Below are 22,557 nucleotides of genomic sequence, written 5' to 3'. Positions count from 1 at the left end.
GTAACTGCCGGCATTGTGGTGGTCGAGGCCCTGATCCTTTGACCTGGCAGGCTGGATCAGCCGCTGGTCTGTCCAGTGCTGAGCAATGGCGGTTTTCAGCGGGTTTTGAGTTCAGGGAAATTGGAGGGCTTGTTCAGCGACCAGTCGTAATCAATAAAGCGGATGGTGTCGGTGTCAGCAACAGCCTCCGTAATGTCCTGGCCCGTATAGTCCCCTATGAAATCCCGGATGGACCCGCCTTCGGCCTCGAAGTCGCCGCTGTACCAATCGAAAAGCTGACTGAGGTAAAGTGTGTCGCCCTCAATCCGCATCTGTCGTTCGGTCTGCATCGCAAAACGGGTGTTCTCCGTCATGAGCCGCTCGATGTTGTCAGCGGTGTACAGGGTTTCCCGCAGAGGCGGACAGCCAACGGAAGCGCAGTTGACAGTGAAATGGACCCGCGCTTCTTTCCAGCCTTTGTTTTCGAAGGACTCGCCAAGAAGGATATCCTTTTCGATCTGGTCCAGGCTGTAGTGTGCATCGCCGATTCGGTGTTCCTGCCACTGGAAGACGCTGTCGCGGAATGGGTTGTAGCGCCCGCCATAATCCCAGACCGAGTCCACCAGCCCGCCATCAACTGTTTCGGTGAGGATGGTCTCGATCATGAAATAGTTGTAGGCATTGTTCCAGAACGCCAGGGCCTTCTCGCGGCTGTCGAGTGTGTCGGTGTCGAACTTGGCCAGAAGGCGGTTCTGCTGCTTCAGCCGTTTGCTGGTTTTCGGGTCCTCGAGGGCCGCCTCGTAATCGAACGCGGAGACGAGACCGCCCGTGTCCGTGCGTTGCTCAACCAGATAGTCGTTCAACAGCTTCTGGTAAGGCGTATAGGTCTCCGCGAGTGGTTGGCCATGGACAGGAGTGACAAGGCCTCCCATCAGTGTGGCCATGATAGCGCCGGTAGAGTATCGGGTGATCGGCATGCCTGGCTCCCAGTTGTACGGATGGAATGGACGACAGGGACATGCTGGTTGGCGCTTCGTTACAGTGCCGGGCACCTGCCCTTTTCGGTCTGTTCCAGCGTGATCAGAAAGAACACGGTTTTCCCGCTCTTTCGTACCGGCGCTGTAACGCTTTGGACATGGAATGGCGTGTATCTTGATCGGAATGATGAACGCACCTGAGGCTAGCGTGCGAGTTCGTCCAGATTCCGGATGATCCTGGTAGGTTCGATACCCCAGGGGTCAAACACCGTGCTGGGGTCCCGCTGGACCCAGGCGGCCTCCAGTCCTGCCGAGCGTGCACCAATGACGTCCCAGGGGTTGCCGGATACCAGCCATAGTGTCCCCGAACCGGCTCCGGTTGCATTGCGCGCGTGCTCATAGACAGCCGGGTTGGGTTTGAAGGTTCCGAGTTCGTGAACACTGACAATGCCCGTGAGGTAGTCACGCAACCCGGCATTCACCAGAACCCGCTCCACCGCCTCAGGTGTACCGTTGGAGAAGGCATAGAGCCGGTAATGCGACTGCATTGCGGCCAGTGCGCGCGCAGCGTCATTAAAGGCCGGAAGGCTCTGGTAGGCGGCCAGGAGGGCATCGGCTGTGGCATCATCCAGCTGCTGCCCAACGGACTGGAACGCGTAATCCAGGGCCTGCCGCGTGCAGACCCCGAAATCCGCGTACTGCCCCATCAGGCCCCGGCGGAACGCATACTCGACCTGCTTCTGTCGCCAGAGGGCGGAGACGGTCTCCGCCTCCGCACCGACATACGTCTGTAAGTGGTCGATCATCCCGGAGGGATCAACGAGGGTGCCGTACACGTCGAACGCCAGCGTCGGTGTCATCCGGAGTTCTCCTGATGGGCCAGAGGGTTACGAGCGCTGCCAGCTGAGCGGCTGGAAGGGTTCGTCCAGTGGCGTCTCCGCCATGTGGTTAACGTAGTTGCTGATGGTCTTCTGGGCCAGTCCGAGCACCACTTCCAGCACTTGCTGATGGCCATACCCGGCCCTGAAGAAGGCGTCCAGGTCAGCCTTTTCGACATTCCCCCGCTTGGCCATGACCTGCTGGGTAAAGGTGCGCAGTGCTTCCAGCTTGTCATCCGGGAGAGGGGCTTCATCCCGCAACGCCTGGGAGATGTCGTCGGAGACGCCCATCTGCTTGGCAATGGCGGTATGGGCCGGTACGCAGTAAGTGCACTCGTTTTCAACGTTGATGGTCTGCCAGACGACGGTGATTTCATCCCTGTTGAAGCTGGTGTTGCTGAACAGTTCGTGCAGCGTGCCATACGCTTTCAGCGTCTGCGGCGATTCCGCCAGGACCGCATGCAGGTTGGGGATCATGCCCATGGTTTTCCGGGAGTTTTCCAGAATGGGCTTGGATTCCTCTGGGGCGCTTTCCACATCATGCAGACGGAATGTACTCATGGAGCCTCCTTACATTGTTCAGGCTGGAATTCTGGCATCAATTTTTGAGTGATCACTCAAAAACTACAGTAAGGGTAACTGTTGTTGAGCGATCACTCAAGTTATAATTGAGCGAACACTCAAAAAGCATCCCGTTATGCCAAGAACCGCGCGACACGACCACCAGGTCACACTCCAGCGAGCCGCCCACCTGTTCTGGGAAAGGGGCTACCACGCCTGTTCGCTCAAGGATCTGGAAACCACTCTGGACATGCGCCCCGGCAGCATCTATGCCGCCTTTGGCAGCAAGGAGAACCTGTTCCAGGCGGCGCTGACGACGTATTACGAACAGCTGGTCAATGGCATGGCGCGGGTGCTGCAGGCCCACGACAGAGTGCTGGATGGGCTGACCGCCTACCTGCGTCAGCTGGCCGCGGAGGCGACCGGCGAGGCCGGAGCCGGGGACGCGCCTGTTGCCGCCTGCATGATGGTGAAAACACTGCTCGAAACGACGGCCGATACGCCGGCGCTGAACGAAACGGTTAATGAACTGTTTGACCGGATTGAAAGCGATCTGACCGCCACGCTGGAACGTGCCCGGGGCCTGGGCGAGTTGCCCCCGGAGACCGATTGCGTGCGTCTGGCTCGACTCTGGCAGGCGCAGATCATGGCACTGAGAACCTTTGCCCATCGCCGTGTGGATCCGGAATCGGTGCTGCTGCTGGCCGAGGATATGATCGGGGCCCTACAGCGCCACGCCTTGAAACCGCGTGATGAGTCCATGGCCACGGCCGGGCCGTAGGTGATCCTGCGGCTCTGACTCAAAACACGGGGCTCTGGGGATTGTTACAGGGAAGACCCTTGTGCGTCGGCGAACTCCGATTCAATCGGGATCCGGAATGAATCCAGTAGTCGATTGAAGCCCGCGTAGAGTTCCATCACGCTCATTGCCTCGATGATATTGTCATCGTCAGCGCCTGCTGCGCGGGCTTCTTCCAGCAGCTCCGGGGGAACCTGGTGTGGGTTCCGGTTGGCTTCGCGGACCAGCCTGAGCAGTGCCTGTTCGCGCTCATCCAGGAAATCCGCCTGAGCCGTCGCCAGGAAACGCTTGAGTGTATTGGTGTTGATACCAAGTCGGCACAGCATCCGGTGGTGGTGATAAACGCAGTAATCGCAGCCGTTGTCCTGGGAAATCAGCGTTGCGATGGCGTTCTTGAGTGTCGCCGAGAGCCGCCCACCGAACATCAGGCTGCGCACACGACCCCATACCTGCTCCAGCTGTTCCGGGTTGTGGGCATAACTGCGGAACAGGTTGGGAACATATCCCTCATGGTCGCGGATATCCGCGAACACCGCCTGTACGCGCGCGTCATCACTGTCGCCGACGGGCTGGAAAACCCTGTCGTTACCGGCTGAGGCGTGTGCCTGTGACGGTTCAGCCCTGATGGCCTCCCCTGTAAGTCGCTGATCCAGCCGGTTCTGGATGCGTGTTTCAAGGTCCGCCGTGTAGGGCGCCTCCTCCGGGATACCGGCGCGTACTGCGTTGCGGGTGGCAGCCATGCCATCCACAAAGTTCCGGCAGTGGCGGCACATCAGAAGATGCACCTGAATGCGCATGCGCTCCGTGAACGTCAGCTCGCTGTCCAGCCAGTCGCTGGCCAGGGCCGTGACCTCGTTGCATTTCAGCATTCGCCCGTCTCCCGGAAGCCTTCAATCATGGTGAACAGTTTCTGTCGGGCCCGATGAAGGGTAACGCGCAGGTTGGAATTCGAAAGGCCCAGAATGCGGCAGACGTCTTCAGACGCCATCTGCTGGATGTCGCGCATCATCAACACCGCACGCTGGGTTTCCGTGAGAGCCTCGTAATGCTTGTTAAGGCAGTCCTTAAGGGCTTCGTTCTCAAGAAGCTCATCGGCCGATTCGGATCCCCAGGGCCGGGTTGGCTGAGACCATCCGCCACCCTCATTGAAACGGGTCTCGAGAGCGGGGTCCAGTGGTGACTGGAAGTCCGTCAGCGTTTCCCGCCTGCCACGGCGTAAGCGGTTGCGGGCGCGGTTGGCGGTGATGGTGCACAACCACGTCTTGAGAGCCGAACGGCCCTCAAAACCATCGATGGCATCCACCACGGCAACCCAGGTCTCCTGAACCACGTCTTCAGCGGTTGAAGGATCGAGCATGCTGCGGGCCGTTGCCAGCATGGCACCGGAGAAGCGCTGAACCGCCTCGTGGAAGGCCGCGGAATCACGCTGGCGCAGCCTTTCGATAAGTTGTTGTTCGTCCGTTATCGCCTGTTCCATGGATAGAGTCGCCCGCAAGCATCATTGACCGTTCTGAATCATAACGGCTTGGTCGTAGTGGCGTAAAAAAACCATTCACACCGGGAGTGCGCGCCAGAAGATCCAAGCTGTCGTGGATCGGCGAAGGTGTTGAATACGTATCCGGCTGGTGGCTTTTAATACGCCGATACCTGTAACGTCATCGACCGGTTCGCGTCGGACTATCAGCGAGCTATTCATTACCAGAAGGAATGCAAGGATGAGTAACAGCAAGAAAGTGATTGCTGGCACGATTGTGCTGTTGATTGGCGTCTTTTTCGTTTTCGATCTGGGCCGTTTTCTGGAACTTGGGGTGCTCAAGGACCATCAGGCGAATCTTGCAGCGCTGATCGAGCAGAATCTGCTTGTCAGTCTTTCGCTGTTCTTTGTCATCTACGTCACTGTTACCGCTCTTTCCCTGCCAGGCGCCGCTGTCATGACCCTGGCCGGTGGTGCGCTCCTGGGGTTTGGCTGGGGCTTACTGGTGATCTCCTTCGCCTCCACCATTGGCGCGACCCTGGCGTTCCTGGTGGCGCGCTTCCTCTTCCGGGACACTCTCAGGAAGCGCTACGCGGGCTATCTGAAGAAGATCGATGATGGCATCCAGCGGGACGGTGCTTTCTATCTGGCCACGCTGCGCCTGATCCCGGTCTTTCCATTCTTCGTGATCAACATCGTCCTGGGTCTGACCGGGATGAAAACCTGGACCTTCTACTGGGTGAGCCAGCTCGCCATGCTGCCCGGCACCGCGGTTTTCGTGAATGCCGGCACCCAGCTCGCGCAGATCGAGAGCATGGGTGACATTATCTCCCCTGAGTTGCTGCTGTCCTTCGTCCTTCTGGGCGTTTTCCCGCTCATTGCCAGGTTTGTGGTGGGTCGCATCCAGAAGAAGCGGCTCTATGCGGATTTCCCGAAGCCGGAGCGCTTTGACTACAACATGGTCGTGATCGGCGGCGGCAGTGCCGGTCTGGTTTCCGCCTACATTGGCGCCACCGTCAACGCGAAAGTAGCACTGGTGGAGCGCGGGAAAATGGGCGGTGATTGCCTCAACACCGGCTGCGTACCCTCCAAGGCGTTGATCCGCTCGGGCAGGGTCGCCCAGATGATGCGCCAGGCGGACCGGTACGGCCTGGAGGCCAGTGAGCCGAAAGTCCCCTTCGCCAGCGTTATGAAGCGGATTCACAGCGTGATCCGGACCATTGAACCCAATGACTCGGTGGAGCGGTTCACCAGCCTGGGTGTCGACTGCATCCAGGGTTCCGCCCGCTTCGTCACCCCCTGGGAGATTGAGCTGGATGAAAACGGCGCCAAACGCCGCATCACCACCCGGACCGTGGTCATCGCCACCGGTGGCAAGCCGTTCGTGCCGCCGATCCCCGGTATCGAGGAGGTCGAGCCGCTGACCTCGGAGAACCTCTGGGAGATTGAAGAACAGCCGGGGCGTCTGGTGGTGCTCGGTGGCGGTCCCATCGGGTCTGAGCTCAGTCAGGCCTTTGCGCGGCTGGGCACCCATGTGACCCAGATTGAACAGGGGGACCGACTCCTTCCGCGTGAGGATACCGATGTGTCGGAGCTGGTCCTCAATCGCTTCCGTGAGGAAGGCGTGGATGTCCGTCTTGGCCACAAGGCCAGCCGGTTCGCGGTCGAAGACGGCGAGCGGGTGGTCTACTGCGAGCACGGTGGCGAAACGGTACGGATACCGTTCGACCGGGTCCTGGTGGCCGTTGGCCGCAAGGGCAACACCGAAGGCCTGGGGCTTGAGGCCCTGAATATTGAACCCGGCCCACAGGGAACCGTTCCGACCAGCGACGACCTGAGCGTGATCTACCCCAACATCTTCGCCTGCGGCGACGTCGCGGGCCCTTACCAGTTCACGCACATGGCGGCACACCAGGCCTGGCATGCGGCGGTCAACGCGCTCTTCGGCCAGTTCAAGCGTTTCAGTGTGGATTACTCGGTCACTCCCTGGGTGACCTTCACTTCACCGGAAGTCGGGCGAGTCGGGCTCAGTGAAGCGGAGGCCCGGGAACAGGGCATCGACTACGAAGTCACCACCTATGGCCTGGACGGCCTGGACCGCGCCATCGCCGAGAGCGAGGATCATGGCTTCATCAGGGTCATCACTCGCCGCGGCAAGGATAAGATCCTGGGCGCGACCGTGGCGGGTGAACACGGCGGCGAGCTTCTGACCGAGTTCATCCTGGCCATGAAGCACGGGATCGGCCTCAACAAGATCCTGGGCACCATCCACCCCTACCCGACCTGGAACGAGAGCGTGAAGTTCACGGCCGGGGAGTGGAAGAAGGCGCATGCGCCGCAGAAGGTGATCCAGTGGCTGGGGCACTATCACCGCTACCGGCTTTGATTGAGTTCAGCTGTGCTATTTGGTGACTCGGAGGCCTCGGAAGTCGGCATCCATTAAACCTATGAAACAGATCCAGAAGAGTAACCCGAATCCTATCTCAAACTCCTGGATCAGAGCATGAGCGATGGCGGTTGTGGACAGAGCTGCCATTACCGAAGTAGGCAGGGTGATCATTAGCCACTCAACCAACCATGAACTGACGGGGCGGGAAGTCAGCCGGTTAATACACCAATGGTAAAGCGCAATCGAGGATATGAGTGCTAGTACGCCGCCAGAAAGCATCATGGGTCTTTTTCCTGGTGCCCTTCGTTGTTAGTGGTTTCCGGCGACGGGAGCCCAGCCTCTATCCGGGAAGAGATATCGTTAAGGATTGACTGGCATCGCTTTTCCGTAAATGTGCGGCGAGCGAATTCAGGCATGGTCTCTGTCGGCTCAGGCTCAAGCTCTGGGAAGCCGTTGCTGATCACTGACTGCATCGCGCTGGCAAGCTGCGCCGACGACCAACCATTTTCCAGAATGGCAGCTTCCAGCTTCCTGTTGATCTCAAGGAAAGCCTCACTCTGCTTGTTCCTCCCCTGTGTTTCCGCGACACTTCCACAGAAACTGATCTTATAAAGTAGGCGTGCCGAGGGGGTTAATGGTTCGTCATTAGAGGCGGGCTCAGCTGCAATCCCTATGGGAACGCTAGCTAACGCCAGAACGGCGCCTGTGAAAAGAATTGCCATATACTGCCGTAGGGTCATGACTTGTCGCTCCGGTTAAGTAAATCCATTTTCGTTTTTCCAAGGCTGCTGGCTTTTTTACAGCCATGGAGGGTAAACGGAACAAAGACGGCAACCAGGATAAAAAAAAGGTCTCGTGAGACTTCCGGCTCAACATGGGGAGCAGCCAGAACGGCTCCCGCAAAAGCGAACAGCGTTGCATTGAGAAGGCTGTGCTGGAAGGAGGTGGATAACCCCAACGGCATCCGCCCGCCGCTTAGCCCATTAATCACTGTCAGCCGGATGAACCATGCGAGAGCAAGCGCAATAACGCCGTACATTCATAGGTCCTCGTAAACCAGCAGTCCTCTAGCAGCAAGCTCCTTTCGGGCTTCATCGGAGCTTTTTCGGGCAGCGATATTGATTCCGGCGATTAGGATGAAAATGAACACGGTAACACCGCTTACGCGCACGACTTTCTCTGGGTCCTTGCCGAAGCGCTCAGCCACCGCCTTGACCAACGGGCTCTTATACAGAGCACGAATTGTTTCTGTCGCCGTTCCTCTAAACCCTTTGCTGAGCAATGACAGGATGGTGCTTGCAACACCGGCGACTGTTACCTCAGTGGTTATTTCGGGAATTTTCGTGTGATTCGTCCATGTCCTAACTTGTCGATTAAAAGTAAAGAACTCTTTCAGCTCAGCATCATTGAGTGACCACATGAACCAGTAGGGCTGTACCCGTTGAAAGCCGATCAGTTTCCGGAGATCCCGGAGAACGCGGGAATCCCAAGGCAGTTGATCGAGCATGCGTCTCAAGACTAGGCGTTGCTTCTGTTCCGGGAGATGGCGGTAAAGGACCACGCCAGTCAGGTGGGGTGCGTATTTTGATGGTGAGGCCTTGATTTCATCAATGCAGGGCTTGGAGAGCCCCATGAGGTTGGCCAGTGCCACAACTGGCTTGGTATCAAAATCAGCTGTGTTGTACCGGGAAAGTACGGAGTCTGTCTTCATCCGGGTTGATTCCTTTCAAGTGATGCCTCTGACAGCCGAAGGTGGACGGACGACCGTCGGTTACCTGATCCTTCAGATCGACGAAGAAAAAATACCCCAAGCTGATTTTCAGGGTCAAGGCAAAGCCCTTGCAGCGTGCGCTGGTTCCATTTTCACCAGCCACCCTTTATAATAACCTACGTATTATCCCATACAGGCTTTCAGAAAAGCCCTTAAAATCAACGGCAAAGGCACTCAGTCAGAACAGCGGGCACAGCTCCGATGGCTGGGTGAACTCGAGACCGAATGACCAGCGAGACCTCCAGGGCGGAGGCGATCGAGCTCCGGCAACCAACGGACACGGACGGCTACCGGTTACACCGGCTGATTGCCGAATGCCCGCCGCTCGACCCCAATTCCATCTACTGCAACCTTCTCCAGTGCTCCCACTTTGCCGAGACCGGCGTGGCTGCCGAGCTTGACGGTGAGCTGGTGGGGTTCATTTCCGCGTACATTCCACCCACGAAGCTGGACACCGTTTTCGTCTGGCAGGTGGCGGTGCATGAGAAAGCCCGTGGCACCGGGCTGGGCAAGCGCATGCTGCGCTTCATCGTGGAACGCCCGGCCTGCCGCAACGTCCGCTTCATGGACACTACCATCACCGAGGACAACGAGGCCTCCTGGGGCCTGTTCCGTTCCTTTGCACGGGATCTGGGCGCGGAGACACAGCACTCCATTTTCTTTGACAGTGAGGCCCATTTCGGTGGGCAGCACGATTCCGAGATCCTGTTCCGGATCGGGCCCTTCGACGTGAACGCTCACTGAAACAGCATACGGCTCCGGTGCCGGCTACACTGGTTGGCAGGACAACCGGTCGGTTCCGGGGCGCAAAGTCAGAATCAACCTAAGAACGGTACTATGGCAGAACATACGGTAGAAAAAATCGGTGGTACGTCCATGTCGGATTATACCGCCGTTCGCGACAACATCATTCTCGCCAACCGCGAGGAAGGCGATGTCTACAATCGCATCTTCGTTGTCTCCGCCTATGGCGGCGTCACGGACCGGCTTCTGGAGCACAAGAAGAGCGGCGACGCAGGGGTCTATGCCCTGTTCTCCCAGTCCGACTCCGACTGGGCCTGGGGGGATGAGCTCACCAAACTCTCCAAATACCTGTGCGAGATCAACGAGGAGCTTTTCGGCGACGAACTGCTGAGCCAGCAGGCCGACCAGTTCATCGCTGAGCGCATCGAGGGTGTACGCAACTGCCTGCTCGACCTGCAGCGGCTGTGCTCCTACGGCCATTTCCAGCTGGAGGACCACCTGCTGACGGTGCGCGAGATGCTCGCCGGCATCGGTGAGGCCCACAGTGCCTTCAACACCACGCTGCTGCTGCAGAATGAGGGCTACAACGCCCGCCTGGTGGACCTGACGGGCTGGCGTGACACCGAAACCCTGCCGCTGGATGAGAAGGTCTCCCAGGCGTTCGACAAGATCGACCTGAGCCGCGAGCTGGCGATCGTGACCGGTTACGCGCAGTGCAAGGAAGGGCTGATGCGCACCTTCGACCGCGGCTACAGCGAGATGACCTTCTCCCGGATCGCGTGCATGACCGAAGCGAAGGAGGCGGTGATCCACAAGGAGTACCATCTCAGCTCCGCCGACCCGAAGATCGTGGATGCGGAAAAGGTGGTGCCGTTGGGCCGCACCAACTACGACGTGGCGGACCAGCTCGCGAACCTGGGTATGGAAGCGATCCACCCGCGCGCGGCCAAGGGCATGCGCCAGGCGGATATTCCGTTGCGGCTGAAGAACACCTTTGAGCCGGAACACACCGGTACCCTGATTACCCGTGACTATGTGAGCGAAAAGCCACAGGTTGAGATCGTGGCCGGCATGCGGCACGTCTTCGGGATCGAGGTATTTGACCAGGACATGCTTGGCGAGCCCGGGGCGGACCGCAAGTTCCTGGAGATCCTGTCGCGCTTCAAGGTGCACTTCATCAGCAAGGACACCAACGCCAACACCATCACCCATTATGTGGATACCTCGCTGCGTAACGTGAAGCGGTTGGTGAAGGCGCTGGAAGAGGTGTTCCCCTCGGCGGAGATTTCCACACGCAAGGTGGCCATGGTGTCCGCCATTGGCAGCGACATGCAGGTGCCCGGGCTTCTGGCCACGGCGGTCAACGCCCTGCAGGATGCGGAGATCCCGGTGCTGGCCATGCACCAGTGCATGCGCCAGGTGGACATGCAGTTCGTGGTGGAGGAGAGCGACTACGAGCGCGCCATCGCCACGCTGCACGGCAAGCTGATCGAGCCCCACAAGCACGAATACGCCATTGTTGCGGCCTGATTGGCTGTCTCAATGGCTGTGATGAGACGCTGCTATTGCTTCAGAGCCCCTGTCTGACAGGGGCTCCCACCCTTCCGCTCGGTAACACTCGCGGGCGCATTGAGTCATCCATAAACGACCGCATACAGTATATACAGATAGAACCATCAACCAGGGGAATACTATGGATACGCTGTTAAACCCGATGGAACAGCGTGACCGTGAGCTGGTTGACGACGTCAGGGCCGATACGACGGAAACCTGGAAGGAACCGGCGTCAGCCGAGCCGGAAGGGCTCGACGATCAGGAGCCAGCTTCCGTCGTCGGTCACTATTTCCGGGATGCCCATCGCTTTTCGCTTCTCGGCAGGGAAGCGGAACGCGACCTGGGTCAGTCACTGGAACAGACCCTTCGCGGTCTGCTCGCGGAAATCGCGGAACCCGAACCGGAAGCGCTCACCATCCGGGAGGTGCTTGCCCGGGTGGAAGCCCACAGCGGTTCGCTCAGCGAGCAGGCACGCCAGCATCTGGCGGACCTGCGCAAGTGGCGGCGTGAACTCATCCAGAGCAACCTCCGTCTGGCGGTGTACATCGCCCGAGGCCAGCAGGGCCGGGGTCTGCCGCTGCCGGATCTGATCCAGGAGGCCAACCTGGGCCTGATCAAGGCTGTGGAGCGCTTTGATCCGACCCGTGGCTTCAAGTTCTCCACCTACGCCTACTGGTGGATCTCCGAAGAGGTCAAGCGCGCCATCAAGCGCGGTCGCCGTGTGGTGCGTACGCCGGATCATGTGGTGGATGAGATCCGCCGCCTGCAGGCCGTTGAGGCCCGTCTCCAGCGCGAAACCGGTTCCCAGCCCGACCGCTATGAGCTGGCGGAGGCAGCCGGCACCACGCCGGACCGGGTGGATGAACTGCTGGGCTTTGCCCGTCCGGAGGTTTCAACCGCTACGCCGATTTCCAGTGAAGGGGATCTGGAACTGGGTGACACCCTTGCCGATGAAAGCGGCAACAAAGGGGAGTCACCGCTGGAGGAACGGGACCAGGCGCGCCTGCTGAAGGATCTGTTCCACCTGCTGCGTGAACGCGAAGCGGATATCCTGGGTCGGCGATTCGGGATCAACCGGGACGAGCCCGAGACGCTCCAGGTGATCTCCGAGGAGCTGGGCATCAGCCGTGAGCGGGTGCGCCAGATCGAAAAAGGCGCACTCAGCAAGCTGCGTGAGCATGCCGCCCTGTTTGCGGATGTGGCCGGTAACTGACCCCCAGCCTCCTCAGTGCACCAGGTAGAGCCAGGTAGCAGCCGCTGCCTGGCACGCTACCACCCCCGTTGTCAGCATAAGCCGGAGATTGAGGTACCAGCGCGGCCAGTAGCCGGGCAGGGTAAACCAGTCCGCAAGGCACAGCAGGATGTACAGGACCGGGAAGATCAGTGCCTGTAAGTGCCAGTCCAGCAGCAGCGTCAGCCCCGCGGAAACGAAGAACACCTGGCTCAGGAACATGGCGTGGATGGGCGACAGCGGATAGCTGTGCTCACCCATCTGCATGCTCACAGGCCAGTAAACGCCGCTGAGAAAGGCCAGTATCCCCGCGCTGTACAGGTAGAAGAGCTGGGTCCCCAGCGGGCCGTGATGGGTGGAAAACACCATGATGGCAAGCGTGGCCACGAAGGGGATCAGCCCCGCGAGACCGAAGGTGAATGCAAGCGGGCGTATTGCAAGCATCAGCGGTATCTCCCTGTAGGGATGCGCAGTGGATCAATGCCCACCTCATCCAGACCGACCATTTCGTTGTAGGCCGAATCATGGACCAGTTCCCGGGTGGCAATGCCCGCCTCGTCGAGCAGCTCATTGGCGGCGGGGATGCTGGGAAGGAGCATGGTGGCGTTATGGTCGTCCGAAAGAACCCGCTGCTGACCGTCCAGCAGCACACGGATCATGTAGAACTGGCCTTCCAGTGAACGGATTTCGGTGTACTCGACACGTTGTGCCGCGTCGCGGAGAGCGGGGAGCTGAATACGCATAACCGGGTCCCATCATGCCCTGTGGTGTATCGAGAGATACGATGGCGTGGTGGTATCTGGTTTGCCCGTGCCCTCAGTCTGTGTGATCTGTCATGTTCCGCCGGCCTGCTGCCAGCCCCAGAGCGGTGGCGGCCAGCATCAGCACGACAGTGACCGTCATGTTGGCAATCCCCGCCGCTACGGCTCCGGAGCGCAGCAGGATAAGGGTCTCGTGGCTGAATACCGAGAATGTGGTGAACCCGGCGCAGACCCCCGGGACCAGGAAGGCATGGATGTCGGCGTGAGCGAACCGTGATGAGGGCGTGGTGGCACGCGCGGCAACCCAGCCAATGAGAAGGGAGCCGAGGGTGTTCACGACTAGCGTGCTCCAGGGGAACGTGGCTCCAGCGACCATGAATCGATCCACTCCGTAGCGCAGGATCCCGCCCAGTGCTGTGCCCAGTGCGACCCAGAGGCTGGTGATTCCTTGGTTCACGGCCCACCTCCTGTCATTGCCAGCCCAAGGATGACCGCACCCAGCCCGGCCACCAGTGTGGCGGCCAGGTTCACGAGCGCCGTCCCGAACCGGTGTGTGCGGGCCAGGGTCAGCGTCTGCAGTGACCAGGAAGACACAGTGGTGAAGCTTCCGCAGAAGCCCGTCATGGCCAGGGCGGCAGCCACGGGCTGGTCCGCTGTCCCCCCGAGCGTGCCGGCCAGAAGGCCGAGCAGAAAGGCCCCAAGGGTGTTCACCGCGAGGGTACCGAAGGACAGTGGCGTGTGGGTGCGCCGGTCAATCCAGGCCGTCAGGTGGAAGCGGCAGAGCCCGCCCAGCGCGCTGCCGACCGCCACGGCCACGAATTCCGTGATCACAGCACTACCCCGCGGCTCTGGGCGACGGTTTCCTCCCGGACTGGGCACCCCAGGAGGTGATCATTGACCATGCCGACCGCCTGCATGAAGGCATAGCAGATGGTGGGGCCGACGAAGCGGAAGCTCCGCTTTTTAAGCGCCCGGGACATGGCCCTGGACGCCGCGGTTTCATCCGGAATCTCCTGCACGTCACGGAATTCGTTGATGATCGGCTGATGGTTCACGAACGACCACAGGAAGGCACTGAACGCCTCGCCCTCCTGTTCCATGGCCAGAAGCGCCCGGGCGTTGCCGACAATGGCCTCGACCTTGCGGCGATTGCGGACAATGCCGGTGTCCGACAGAGCCGCCTCGATCTCCGGCTCGCCCCAGCTGGCCAGGCGCTCGGGCTGGAATGCCTCGAACCGCTGCCGGTAGCCTGACTGCTTGCGCAGGATTGTCAGCCAGCTCAGCCCGGCCTGCTGGCCATCCAGGCAGAGTTTTTCGAAGAGCTCATTCCGGTCCGTTACAGGACGGCCCCAGACCCGGTCGTGGTACTCGATGTAATCCGGCGCGTCACCGCACCAGGGGCAGCGCCCGTCACTGCGTTCCGTCACATTCTTCATGCTGAATCCACCCTGTGTAAGTGCCAGTGCGCGTCACGGATCAGCCCCTCATGCCGCCATTCGGGCATTGCGTGCCCCTGCCAGACCACGCACAGCCGGTGGCCCTGAACCGTGGTGGTGGCCACGCGCCAGGCTGGATCCGGCCGGTCCAGAACAACCCCGTTGTGCTCAGGGTCGAAAACCAGTGCCTGCAGGTTGCCGGCAATGCCCCGCCCGGTGGCCTTGATCCAGGCCTCCTTCAGGGTCCAGAGCATCAGGAAGGCGTCTTCAGGCTGGTCCTGCGCCTGAAGCCAATCCGTTTCCGGGCCTGAAAACCAGCGCAGGGCGAGCGCCTGCCACGGCGGCTGGCGATCCACCGGCTCGGCATCCACCCCGATGGGCCCCGGGTTGAATGCCGCCAGCACCAGGGTCTGGGTGTGGCAGAGACTGCTCCTGAAGCCGGCATCAGCGGGGGTGATGGCGCCCCCGGCCGGGAGTTGCTCGAAATCCGGGCAGGCCAGTCCATGGGTCCGGGTGAAGTGCCGTGCCCCCTGGCGCCAGAGCTGGCGGGCCGTTGCGTAGGTGCTCCGGCGTCCGGCGTCCGCCATGGCGTCGAGTCGAGCCTTTTCCGCGGCATTGAGCGTGACCTGCTCACCATTGCCGGGCGACCCACTGAACAGCTGCGGCGGTGCTACGGCTGAAGACGCTGGATCCGCCATCCATCACCTTCCCGGCGATACTCGAAACGGTCATGCAGCCGGCTGGGCCGGCCCTGCCAGAACTCGATGCGCTCGGGGATCACCCGGTAGCCACCCCAGAAATCCGGCAGCGGGATCCGTCCCTGGCGGAAGCGTTCCTTCATGCTCTGGAGCTTCGCCTCCAGCGCCTGGCGGGATTCGATCACCGCGCTCTGGTGGGAGACCCAGGCACCCAGCTGGCTGCCCTCGGGGCGGGAGGTGAAGTATTTCAGTGATTCCTGGCGGCTCACCTTCTCCACAGCGCCCTCGATGGTCACCTGCCGGTTGAGCGTCACCCAGGGGAACAGCATGGCCGCGCGGGGGTTCTCTTCCAGTGCCCTGGCCTTGCGGCTGCCGTAGTTGGTGTAGAAGACGAAACCGTCGGCATCGAAGTACTTGAGCAGAACGGTGCGGGCGGTGGGCCAGCCCTGGGCATCCGCGGTGGCCAGCGTCAGGGCATTGGCGTCCTCGATGCCCGCCTCCTGCGCCTGGGCGAACCAGTGCTCGAACTGGCGGAAGGGGCAGTCGTCCAGCTGCTCACGCTCCAGCCCCTCGCTTTCAAAATCGCGGCGCATGTCGCCAATGTCCACGGTTTACCTCCTGAGTGCTGTCGCCAGAACACTAACATGTTCGGGCCTGCGTTGCCCGGTGCCAGTCCCATGGCCGTATAATGGCGCACTGTGAACAGTCACCGCCCGATGGAGTACCGCATCATGGCACGCAGGACAAGCCCCTTTTTCGCCTACCTTGGCCGCCTGCGCTGGATCCGGCGCTGGGGGCTGATGCGCAATGCCATTGAGGAGGATGTGGCCACGCATTCCTGGGAGGTCTCGGTCCTTGCCCACGCCCTGGCAACCATCCGCAACACGCACTACGACGGGAACGTCAACGCCGACGCCATTGCCGCGGCCGCCCTCTATCACGATGCCTCCGAGGTGATCACCGGCGACATGCCGACACCGGTGAAGTACTACTCCAGCGTCATGCGCGAGGCCTTTGCGGACGTTGAGCACCGGGCCCAGAAGGAACTGCTGGATCTGCTGCCGGAGACGCTGCGCCCGGCGCTGGCGCCCTACCTGGAAGAAAGCAGCTGGAGTGACAGCACGGCGGAGCTGATCAAGGCGGCGGACCGGCTGGCCGCGCTTCTCAAGTGTGAGGCGGAGCTGCGGGCGGGCAACCGGGAGTTCGAGCAGGCGGCCCGGCAGATCCGCTCGCGGCTGGAAGCCGAGGCGCTGCCTGAAGTGGCGTATTTCCTGGAAGTCTTTGCCCCGGACTACGGCGCCAGCCTGGACTACCTGCTGGAGCGCCAGTAGCGCCAGCCCGGCGCCTTGCCCACGACCATGCCAACCCGGACCGCAAGGCCGCTGGCCCGCTCAACGGCCTCCTCCACCCGGCCGCGGTAGATCTCCACCCCGGGCTCGCTCCTGCGGATCCGTTCCAGGGCGGCTTCGGCTTCCCGCCACAGACGGTCGTGGTCTGCCTCCTCGAGGGCTTCCTTCTGCCCGTGAACCTGCAGCCAGATGGTGTTGCCCTGGACGGCCGCCTTCACGGGCTCGTCAACAATCCGCACCCCACTGCCCTTGGGCGTGGCCCAGACCAGCTCCTCGATGTCGTCATTGAACATCCGGATGCAGCCGTGGCTCACCCGCTGGCCAACACCGAAGCGCTTATTGGTGCCGTGGATCAGGTAGCCGTCCTCCTCCAGCTGGAGCGCAAAGGGCCCGAGCGGATTGGAAGGGCCCGGCGGGATCTCTGCCGGCAGTTTGCGGCCCTCCCCGGCGGCTTCCTCCCGGATGGATTCCGGTGGGTACCAGGCCGGGGATTCCAGGCGCATGCGCACACTGGTCCGGGTCAGTGGTGAGGGGGTGCTGGAGTTGCCAATGCCCACCGGGTAGGTCACTACCCGGTCGTCCCGGAAATGATAGAGCCGGAACTCGGCAAGATTGATGACAATGTCTTCATGGGGGGGCGACGGCAGAAGGCGGCGGGAAGGAAGCCTTATGCGGGTGCCGTCCCCGGGCAGCCAGGGGTCCACGTCCGGGTTGGCGCGCACCATCTCGAGAAAACCGAAACCACGGTTCTCGCCGATGCCGGCGAAGGTGTCCTCGTAGGCCGTGGTGACCCAGGTGGGTTTGCCGATGATCGTATCGCCCGGCTGCCACTCGTGCGCCTGCCCACTGGCAGCCACGGCTGTGGCGGACGACCAAAGGCAGAGGGCGATCAGGGTCCGGGAAAGGCTATTTCGTTTCGTCAGTGGCAGCAAGATCCTGTTGATCCGTACTCGCGGCTTCGGCATTGGCCAGGATGCGTTCGAACACATCGAGACATGTTGCCAGCTCGTCGTCACTGATGCCACTCAGAAGCTGCTCACGGAGGCCTTCAGCGCGTTCATCAAGCTTCTTGATGAAGGATTCGCCACGGTCGGTCAGGTGCAGGCGGCGGGCCCGCCGGTCCTGCTCACAGGGACGGCGCTCAATCAGCTTCTGGGATTCAAGGTTGTCGAGCAGCCGCACCAGCGTGGGGTTCTCAATGGACATCAGCTCCGCCAGCTCCCGCTGGGTTACCCCTTCGCCGCCACGGTGGAGGGCGACCATGGTGCTCCAGCGTGCCTGTGTCACACCGAGATCCTTGAGTCGTTCGTCGAGCAGCTTGCGCCAGCGACGGGCAATGCGGGCCACACTGAAAGGGAACTGACGTTGATTCATCTTATCGGGACTCTGCTTGGGCTGGCTGCCTGCCATCCTACCATCCATTGTTCTTCCTGCTGGTATATTGCGGATGCGGTTCTCAACACCCGGCCGGGCCATTGTGCCTCAGCGGATCAAGATCCGCCACGACATCCCTGAACGACCTTCTGGTAGTCTAATGCCGGGAAACGGTTTCACCCATAGGGGTTGTCCACAGGTTACAGCGGGAGGGAGCACGTCGATGCACAGCCTCAGATGGGTGCCGGTATGGCTGGTGTTGCTGGCCATCGCGCTCTGGTTCGCTATCAGCTATCGGTTCTGGCCATTGCCGGCGGCGGGTGAAGCGGGCTGCCACGGCGCGGTTACAGCGGTGGAGCGCATCCAGGGTACGGCAGCGGTCACGCCACTGGATGGTCGCACGGTGCTGACGGAAGGCATTGTCACGGCCGATTTCACCGCCCGTGAGCAACTGGGGGGGTATTTCATCCAGCAGGGGACGCAGGGTCCGGATCAGGGCCAGGCCTCCCGTGGCCTGTTCATTTACGCGCCCGGCGCTGATGTGTCACCGGGAGAGCGGCTCCGGGTGCGTGGTGAGGCCGGGGAATACCACGGCATGACCCAGCTTTCCGGGAGCCGCATCGAGGCCCGTTGCGGCGAACCGGGGCTGCCCGAACCTGTATCATTGTCCCTTCCCGTGGATGGCGAGGGGAAGGAGGCGCTCGAGGGGATGAGGGTCCGCCTGGAGCAGGGGGCCATCATTACCGGGCTCTATGGGCTGGCACGCTACGGTGTGATCAACCTGGCGGACGGGCGGCTGTTCCAGCCTACCCAGATTGCGGAACCCGGTGAGGGAGCACGGCAGGTGGCCGAGCGCAACCAGGAACGCAGCCTGCTGCTGGATGACGGCAGCCGGCGCCAGTTCTCCGCCCTTCCGCAATGGGTGCTGCGTCACTACGAAGCCGACCGGCGTCTCCGTGTGGGGGACGCGCTGGAGGATGTGGAGGGCGTTCTCGATTACCGCTATGGCGACTGGCGGCTCCAGCCCACAACGGCACCGACGGTCCGGACGCTGAATCCCCCACCGGAGCCGCTTGAACGGCCGGAGGACGGCATCATCCGGGTGGCAGGCTTCAACCTGCAGAACTATTTCAACGGTGACGGCAGGGGCGGCGGCTTCCCCACTGCCCGCGGCGCGGAATCAGCCGCGGCCTGGCGGGCCCAGCACCAGCGCCTGGTGACGGCACTGGATGGTCTGGCGGCGGACATCATCGGGCTGGTGGAGCTGGAGAACGATGGTACCGGGGAACGCAGCGCCATCGCCTCCCTCACGGCCGGTCTTGAGGGCAGCTGGGAGTATGCCCGCCCGCAGCGCCGGCCGGGTGACGATGCCATCGCCGTGGGCCTCGCCTGGCGCAGCGAACGGGTTGGGCCTGTTGGCGAGCCGAAAGTTCTGCGCTCGCCCCCTTTCAACCAGGGCAGTCGCCCGCCGGTAGCCCAGCGCTTTCGTCATCACGCCTCCGGTGCTGAGTTTCTCGTGGTGGTCAATCACTTCAAGAGCAAGCGCTGTGGTGAAGCCAGTGGCCCCAACGCAGCGCAGGGGGATGGTGAGGGCTGCTGGAGCGCCCACCGGAATGCGGCAACCCGCCGCCTGCTCCAGTGGCTGGAGCAGCTCAGGGAACCGATGGAAGCACCGAACGTTGTTCTGGTTGGCGATCTCAACGCCTATGCGCGGGAAACTCCCCTGTCGCTTCTGGAACAGGCCGGATACCGCAATGTGCTCGCCGGTCGCCACGAAGGCCCCGCCAGCAGCTACATCTACCGGGCACAGTCGGGAACACTGGACTATATTCTATGGGCAGGGGAATCAGACGTGACCGTGGAGGCGGCCGGCATCCAGTCTGTCAATGCCGATGAGCCGCCGCTGCTCCACTACAGCAGGGAAGAACGCAATGGGTTGCCGGAGCCGCTGACCGTCTCCGCGCAGGAACCCTGGCGAGCCTCTGACCATGATCCCACCTGGGTGGATCTGAGACCTGGTATCGAGTGAGCAATGACGCTGGAGCGCGTTGATGGCAAAGCGGTCCGGATCTCTTAACCGGAGTAATGACATCCGTTACCACTGGCCTCTGCTTCTGCAGCGGGGGCCGCTTTTGATCGTGGTCCTGTATGGCCTGTTCGGCACCAGCTGGATCCTGTTCAGTGACCTCTGGCTGGCCACCCTGGTGAAGGATCCTGAAACAGCCAGAAACCTGCAGACCTGGAAAGGGATCTCCTACATCGGCCTGACAGGGGTGCTCCTGTACCTGGCCATGCGGAGTCTGTATTCGGCCATTGCCGGTATAAGCCGTGAGGCCGTGGAGCGCGAGGCGCGGTTCCAGGAGATGGCAGAGCATATCCCGGAGGTATTCTGGATCTGGGATCCTGTGCGTCAGCGCCTGAGCTATGTGTCTCCGGCGGCCGAATCCATCTGGGGATTGCCTGCGCAACGCCTGCTTGAGGATCGACACCTGTGGCTGCGAACCGTCCATCCCCAGGACAGCGAGCGGGTTACCAGCACCCTGGAACACATCATCCGGAGCTGCCAGAGCATCACGCAGCAGTACCGTGTCCAGCATGCCGATGGTACCTGGCTGTGGCTTGAGGACCGTGCCTATCCGATCTGTGATGAACAGGGGGAACTGGTCCGGATGGTCGGGGTGGCCGAGAACATCACGGAGCAGCACCACCAGCAGGAAGCCCTTTACGAAGCCGCCTACTACGACCGCCTCACCGGGCTGCCCAACCGTTATCTTTTCCATGAACGGCTGGAGCAGCAGTGTCAGGACGCCACCCGCAACGACCTGGCGTTCTCCCTGCTGTTTCTGGACCTGGACCGCTTCAAGTACATCAATGACTCTCTGGGCCACAGCGCGGGTGACGAACTGCTGCGCCAGGTGGCCCGGCGGCTCCAGAGCGTCGTCGAGGGGCGGGGTTTTCTGGCCCGGCTGGGCGGGGATGAGTTCGCGGTTCTGCTTTCCCGTCGTCAGGATACCGAACAGCGCGAAACCATCGTGCGCGGGATCATCAATGATCTCTCGCGGCCCTACCGGCTCCAGGAGGAGGATTCCTTTCTGACCCTCAGTGTTGGCGTGGCGCTGTTCCCGAGGGATGGCGGTGATGCGGAAAGCCTCACCCGCAGTGCGGATGTGGCCATGTACAGTGCCAAGCGCCAGGGTCGTAACAACTGGTCCTACTTCGACGAGAGTGACAATCCCGCCACCACCGAACGCCTTCGGCTCGAGGCGGACATCCACAGGGCGGTGGAGAATCAGGAGTTTGAGCTGCACTATCAGCCCCAGTTCAATGCCCAGGGCACCCGCATGGACGGTGCCGAGTGTCTTCTGCGCTGGCAGCATCCCGAGCACGGCATGATTTCACCGGGGGAGTTCATTCCCCTTCTCGAGGAGACGGGCCTGATCGTGGATGTGGGGGTGCGGGTGATCGAACAGGCCTGCCGCTGCATCCGCGACTGGCACGGGCGCGGGCTGCCGGATCATTTCGTGCTGGCGGTCAATGTGTCGGCGCGGCAGCTGCAGGATGAACACCTGTTGACGGAAACGCGGCGGCTGATGGAGGCCTGGAATGTGCCGGAAGGCATGCTGGAGCTCGAGCTGACGGAGAGCTCGCTGATGGAGGAACCGGCCTATTCCCGCCGCCTGTTTGCGGGGCTGCGCAGCATTGGAGCCAAGATCGCCATCGACGATTTTGGCGTGCGTTATTCCAGCCTGAACTACCTGCGTGAATTCGCCCCGGATATTCTCAAGATCGATAAGAGTTTTGTGGACCCGGTTGCGGAGAACGAGCGGGATCGCCACCTGCTGGAAGGCATCATCCAGCTTTCCCATATCCTTGGTATTGGGGTGATCGCTGAGGGCGTGGAAACGGAGGCACAGCGGGCGATCCTGGAGAACGCCGGCTGTGACTGGATCCAAGGATTCCTGCTGGCCCGCCCCATGGCCCTGAGTGGCGTCGAGGACCTGATGGAGCGGCTGGGGACGCTCAGGGCTGAGGCGGATACTGCTCGAACATGGCCTCAATGATCCGATCAATCAGCCTGGTACGCTCTTCGCGATCCTGGTTTTCGCTGAGGTAGCGCCGGCCCCTTCCTTCCCAGACCACCTGCTCAATGGTGGGATCCACCATCTCCACCACCAGCTGGCCTTCGCGTATTTCGCGGGTCCGAACCGGGCTGTGGGCCATGCCGAAGGTGAAGGGGCTGCGTCCGAATCCGAATCCAAGGCCCAGGCTGGGCCCCCGTGACTCAGTCCTTACCTCGTCCTCTATCCGGTAACGCACGAGCACGTCCGGTTCCGCATCCGCCCGGGTGAAGCCCTCTCCGGTCAGTGCCTGTTCCAGGGCCCGTTCAATGCGCGCGGCGTCCAGGCCCTGAATGGCGTTCTCATCACGCTCGGCAAAGCGGTAGCTGCTGTAGCGGTCGAAACCGGCGTTGCTGTCGTAATCCGTAACGGCATAACGGGCACAGCCTGTGACCATCGCCAGCAGTACCGCCAGTGTGACCACTCTTAATACAGTTGCCATCGGTTGAGCCTCCCATCAGACG

26 protein-coding genes are annotated in these 22,557 nt (G+C 61.5%); 8 read left to right on the top strand and 18 right to left on the bottom strand.

Annotated features, from left to right (window positions below; all coding sequences use genetic code 11):
* Positions 1–95 precede the first annotated feature (95 nt).
* The 3 genes from CK501_RS02060 to CK501_RS02050 form a co-directional block, all read right to left on the bottom strand.
* On the bottom strand, positions 96–956 hold the full coding sequence (locus CK501_RS02060; protein WP_095616055.1) for a DUF547 domain-containing protein: 861 nt from the start codon (positions 954–956) through the stop codon (positions 96–98).
* 203 nt (positions 957–1,159) lie between these two features.
* A complete protein-coding gene (locus CK501_RS02055) occupies positions 1,160–1,816 on the bottom strand; it encodes a haloacid dehalogenase type II (RefSeq protein ID WP_095616054.1) in 657 nt (218 codons plus the stop codon).
* A 27-nt stretch (positions 1,817–1,843) separates the two neighbouring features.
* Entirely contained in the window at positions 1,844–2,395 is a 552-nt protein-coding gene (locus tag CK501_RS02050; RefSeq protein WP_095616053.1) for a carboxymuconolactone decarboxylase family protein, read from the bottom strand.
* Positions 2,396–2,531: 136 nt separating this feature from the next.
* Here CK501_RS02050 and CK501_RS02045 point away from each other — a divergent pair, with 136 nt between their 5' ends.
* Entirely contained in the window at positions 2,532–3,176 is a 645-nt protein-coding gene (locus CK501_RS02045) for a TetR/AcrR family transcriptional regulator (protein WP_095616052.1), read from the top strand.
* A gap of 44 nt (positions 3,177–3,220) precedes the next feature.
* Here CK501_RS02045 and CK501_RS02040 read toward each other — a convergent pair whose 3' ends face one another.
* Together CK501_RS02040 and CK501_RS02035 are read right to left on the bottom strand one after the other, a co-directional pair.
* Complete coding sequence (locus CK501_RS02040) at positions 3,221–4,063, bottom strand: anti-sigma factor family protein (RefSeq protein ID WP_095616586.1); 843 nt, start codon at positions 4,061–4,063, stop codon at positions 3,221–3,223.
* On the bottom strand, positions 4,057–4,671 hold the full coding sequence (locus CK501_RS02035; RefSeq protein WP_095616051.1) for an RNA polymerase sigma factor: 615 nt from the start codon (positions 4,669–4,671) through the stop codon (positions 4,057–4,059). The genes CK501_RS02040 and CK501_RS02035 overlap by 7 nt, the downstream gene beginning before the upstream one ends.
* A 238-nt stretch (positions 4,672–4,909) precedes the next feature.
* Between CK501_RS02035 and CK501_RS02030 the strand changes: the two genes are divergently transcribed.
* Positions 4,910–7,054 carry an FAD-dependent oxidoreductase gene (locus CK501_RS02030; protein WP_095616050.1) on the top strand — a complete coding sequence of 715 codons (2,145 nt, stop codon included), beginning with the start codon at positions 4,910–4,912 and terminating at the stop codon, positions 7,052–7,054.
* 281 nt (positions 7,055–7,335) lie between these two features.
* Here the strand turns inward: CK501_RS02030 and CK501_RS02020 are convergent, their stop codons facing one another.
* Genes CK501_RS02020 through CK501_RS02010 form a run of 3 tightly spaced genes read right to left on the bottom strand, consistent with a single transcriptional unit; the run spans position 7,336 to position 8,768 of the window.
* The gene (locus CK501_RS02020; RefSeq protein WP_095616048.1) at positions 7,336–7,797 is read right to left on the bottom strand and encodes a hypothetical protein; all 462 of its coding nucleotides are present in this window, start codon (positions 7,795–7,797) and stop codon (positions 7,336–7,338) included.
* On the bottom strand, positions 7,794–8,096 hold the full coding sequence (locus tag CK501_RS02015; RefSeq protein ID WP_095616047.1) for a hypothetical protein: 303 nt from the start codon (positions 8,094–8,096) through the stop codon (positions 7,794–7,796). The genes CK501_RS02020 and CK501_RS02015 overlap by 4 nt, the downstream gene beginning before the upstream one ends.
* On the bottom strand, positions 8,097–8,768 hold the full coding sequence (locus CK501_RS02010) for a hypothetical protein (RefSeq protein WP_095616046.1): 672 nt from the start codon (positions 8,766–8,768) through the stop codon (positions 8,097–8,099).
* A gap of 285 nt (positions 8,769–9,053) precedes the next feature.
* On the opposite strand from CK501_RS02010, the gene ectA reads away from it, so the two are divergent.
* From ectA to CK501_RS01995, 3 genes are all read left to right on the top strand, one after another.
* Positions 9,054–9,572, top strand: a complete 519-nt coding sequence (gene ectA / locus CK501_RS02005) for a diaminobutyrate acetyltransferase (protein ID WP_095616045.1) — start codon at positions 9,054–9,056, stop codon at positions 9,570–9,572.
* A gap of 93 nt (positions 9,573–9,665) precedes the next feature.
* The gene (locus CK501_RS02000) at positions 9,666–11,102 is read left to right on the top strand and encodes an aspartate kinase (RefSeq protein WP_095616044.1); all 1,437 of its coding nucleotides are present in this window, start codon (positions 9,666–9,668) and stop codon (positions 11,100–11,102) included.
* A gap of 163 nt (positions 11,103–11,265) precedes the next feature.
* Positions 11,266–12,339, top strand: a complete 1,074-nt coding sequence (locus CK501_RS01995; protein ID WP_198949353.1) for a sigma-70 family RNA polymerase sigma factor — start codon at positions 11,266–11,268, stop codon at positions 12,337–12,339.
* Between the two features lie 12 nt (positions 12,340–12,351).
* Here the strand turns inward: CK501_RS01995 and CK501_RS01990 are convergent, their stop codons facing one another.
* The 7 genes from CK501_RS01990 to pdxH form a co-directional block, all read right to left on the bottom strand.
* The gene (locus tag CK501_RS01990; protein WP_095616043.1) at positions 12,352–12,801 is read right to left on the bottom strand and encodes a DUF3429 domain-containing protein; all 450 of its coding nucleotides are present in this window, start codon (positions 12,799–12,801) and stop codon (positions 12,352–12,354) included.
* On the bottom strand, positions 12,801–13,100 hold the full coding sequence (locus CK501_RS01985) for a DUF6482 family protein (RefSeq protein ID WP_095616042.1): 300 nt from the start codon (positions 13,098–13,100) through the stop codon (positions 12,801–12,803). Before CK501_RS01985 ends, CK501_RS01990 begins: the two co-directional genes overlap by 1 nt.
* Positions 13,101–13,173: 73 nt before the next feature.
* On the bottom strand, positions 13,174–13,575 hold the full coding sequence (locus tag CK501_RS01980) for a fluoride efflux transporter FluC (RefSeq protein WP_158223018.1): 402 nt from the start codon (positions 13,573–13,575) through the stop codon (positions 13,174–13,176).
* Positions 13,572–13,949 carry a fluoride efflux transporter FluC gene (locus CK501_RS01975; RefSeq protein ID WP_158223017.1) on the bottom strand — a complete coding sequence of 126 codons (378 nt, stop codon included), beginning with the start codon at positions 13,947–13,949 and terminating at the stop codon, positions 13,572–13,574. Before CK501_RS01975 ends, CK501_RS01980 begins: the two co-directional genes overlap by 4 nt.
* Positions 13,946–14,554, bottom strand: a complete 609-nt coding sequence (locus CK501_RS01970) for a DNA-3-methyladenine glycosylase I (RefSeq protein WP_095616040.1) — start codon at positions 14,552–14,554, stop codon at positions 13,946–13,948. Before CK501_RS01970 ends, CK501_RS01975 begins: the two co-directional genes overlap by 4 nt.
* On the bottom strand, positions 14,551–15,252 hold the full coding sequence (locus CK501_RS01965) for a 4'-phosphopantetheinyl transferase family protein (RefSeq protein ID WP_198949352.1): 702 nt from the start codon (positions 15,250–15,252) through the stop codon (positions 14,551–14,553). The genes CK501_RS01970 and CK501_RS01965 overlap by 4 nt, the downstream gene beginning before the upstream one ends.
* A complete protein-coding gene (pdxH, locus tag CK501_RS01960; protein ID WP_095616039.1) occupies positions 15,225–15,860 on the bottom strand; it encodes a pyridoxamine 5'-phosphate oxidase in 636 nt (211 codons plus the stop codon). Before pdxH ends, CK501_RS01965 begins: the two co-directional genes overlap by 28 nt.
* Positions 15,861–15,983: 123 nt before the next feature.
* Here pdxH and yfbR point away from each other — a divergent pair, with 123 nt between their 5' ends.
* On the top strand, positions 15,984–16,583 hold the full coding sequence (yfbR, locus tag CK501_RS01955) for a 5'-deoxynucleotidase (RefSeq protein ID WP_095616038.1): 600 nt from the start codon (positions 15,984–15,986) through the stop codon (positions 16,581–16,583).
* On the opposite strand, the gene CK501_RS01950 is transcribed toward yfbR, so the two are convergent.
* Both CK501_RS01950 and CK501_RS01945 read right to left on the bottom strand, forming a co-directional pair.
* Entirely contained in the window at positions 16,562–17,533 is a 972-nt protein-coding gene (locus tag CK501_RS01950; protein ID WP_158223016.1) for a L,D-transpeptidase family protein, read from the bottom strand. The genes yfbR and CK501_RS01950 overlap by 22 nt on opposite strands.
* Entirely contained in the window at positions 17,508–17,975 is a 468-nt protein-coding gene (locus CK501_RS01945) for a MarR family transcriptional regulator (protein WP_095616582.1), read from the bottom strand. The genes CK501_RS01950 and CK501_RS01945 overlap by 26 nt, the downstream gene beginning before the upstream one ends.
* Positions 17,976–18,198: 223 nt before the next feature.
* Here CK501_RS01945 and CK501_RS01940 point away from each other — a divergent pair, with 223 nt between their 5' ends.
* Both CK501_RS01940 and CK501_RS01935 read left to right on the top strand, forming a co-directional pair.
* Positions 18,199–20,004, top strand: a complete 1,806-nt coding sequence (locus CK501_RS01940) for an ExeM/NucH family extracellular endonuclease (protein WP_158223015.1) — start codon at positions 18,199–18,201, stop codon at positions 20,002–20,004.
* Positions 20,005–20,026: 22 nt separating this feature from the next.
* On the top strand, positions 20,027–22,036 hold the full coding sequence (locus CK501_RS01935) for a putative bifunctional diguanylate cyclase/phosphodiesterase (protein WP_095616035.1): 2,010 nt from the start codon (positions 20,027–20,029) through the stop codon (positions 22,034–22,036).
* Here the strand turns inward: CK501_RS01935 and CK501_RS01930 are convergent.
* Entirely contained in the window at positions 21,996–22,535 is a 540-nt protein-coding gene (locus CK501_RS01930; RefSeq protein WP_095616034.1) for a DUF4136 domain-containing protein, read from the bottom strand. The two genes, CK501_RS01935 and CK501_RS01930, sit on opposite strands and share 41 nt — an antisense overlap.
* Between the last annotated feature and the right edge of the window lie 22 nt (positions 22,536–22,557).

The organism is Halovibrio salipaludis, assembly GCF_002286965.1.
Taxonomy (GTDB): domain Bacteria; phylum Pseudomonadota; class Gammaproteobacteria; order Pseudomonadales; family Oleiphilaceae; genus Halospina; species Halospina salipaludis.
This window is presented reverse-complemented; position numbering and strand designations above follow the sequence as displayed.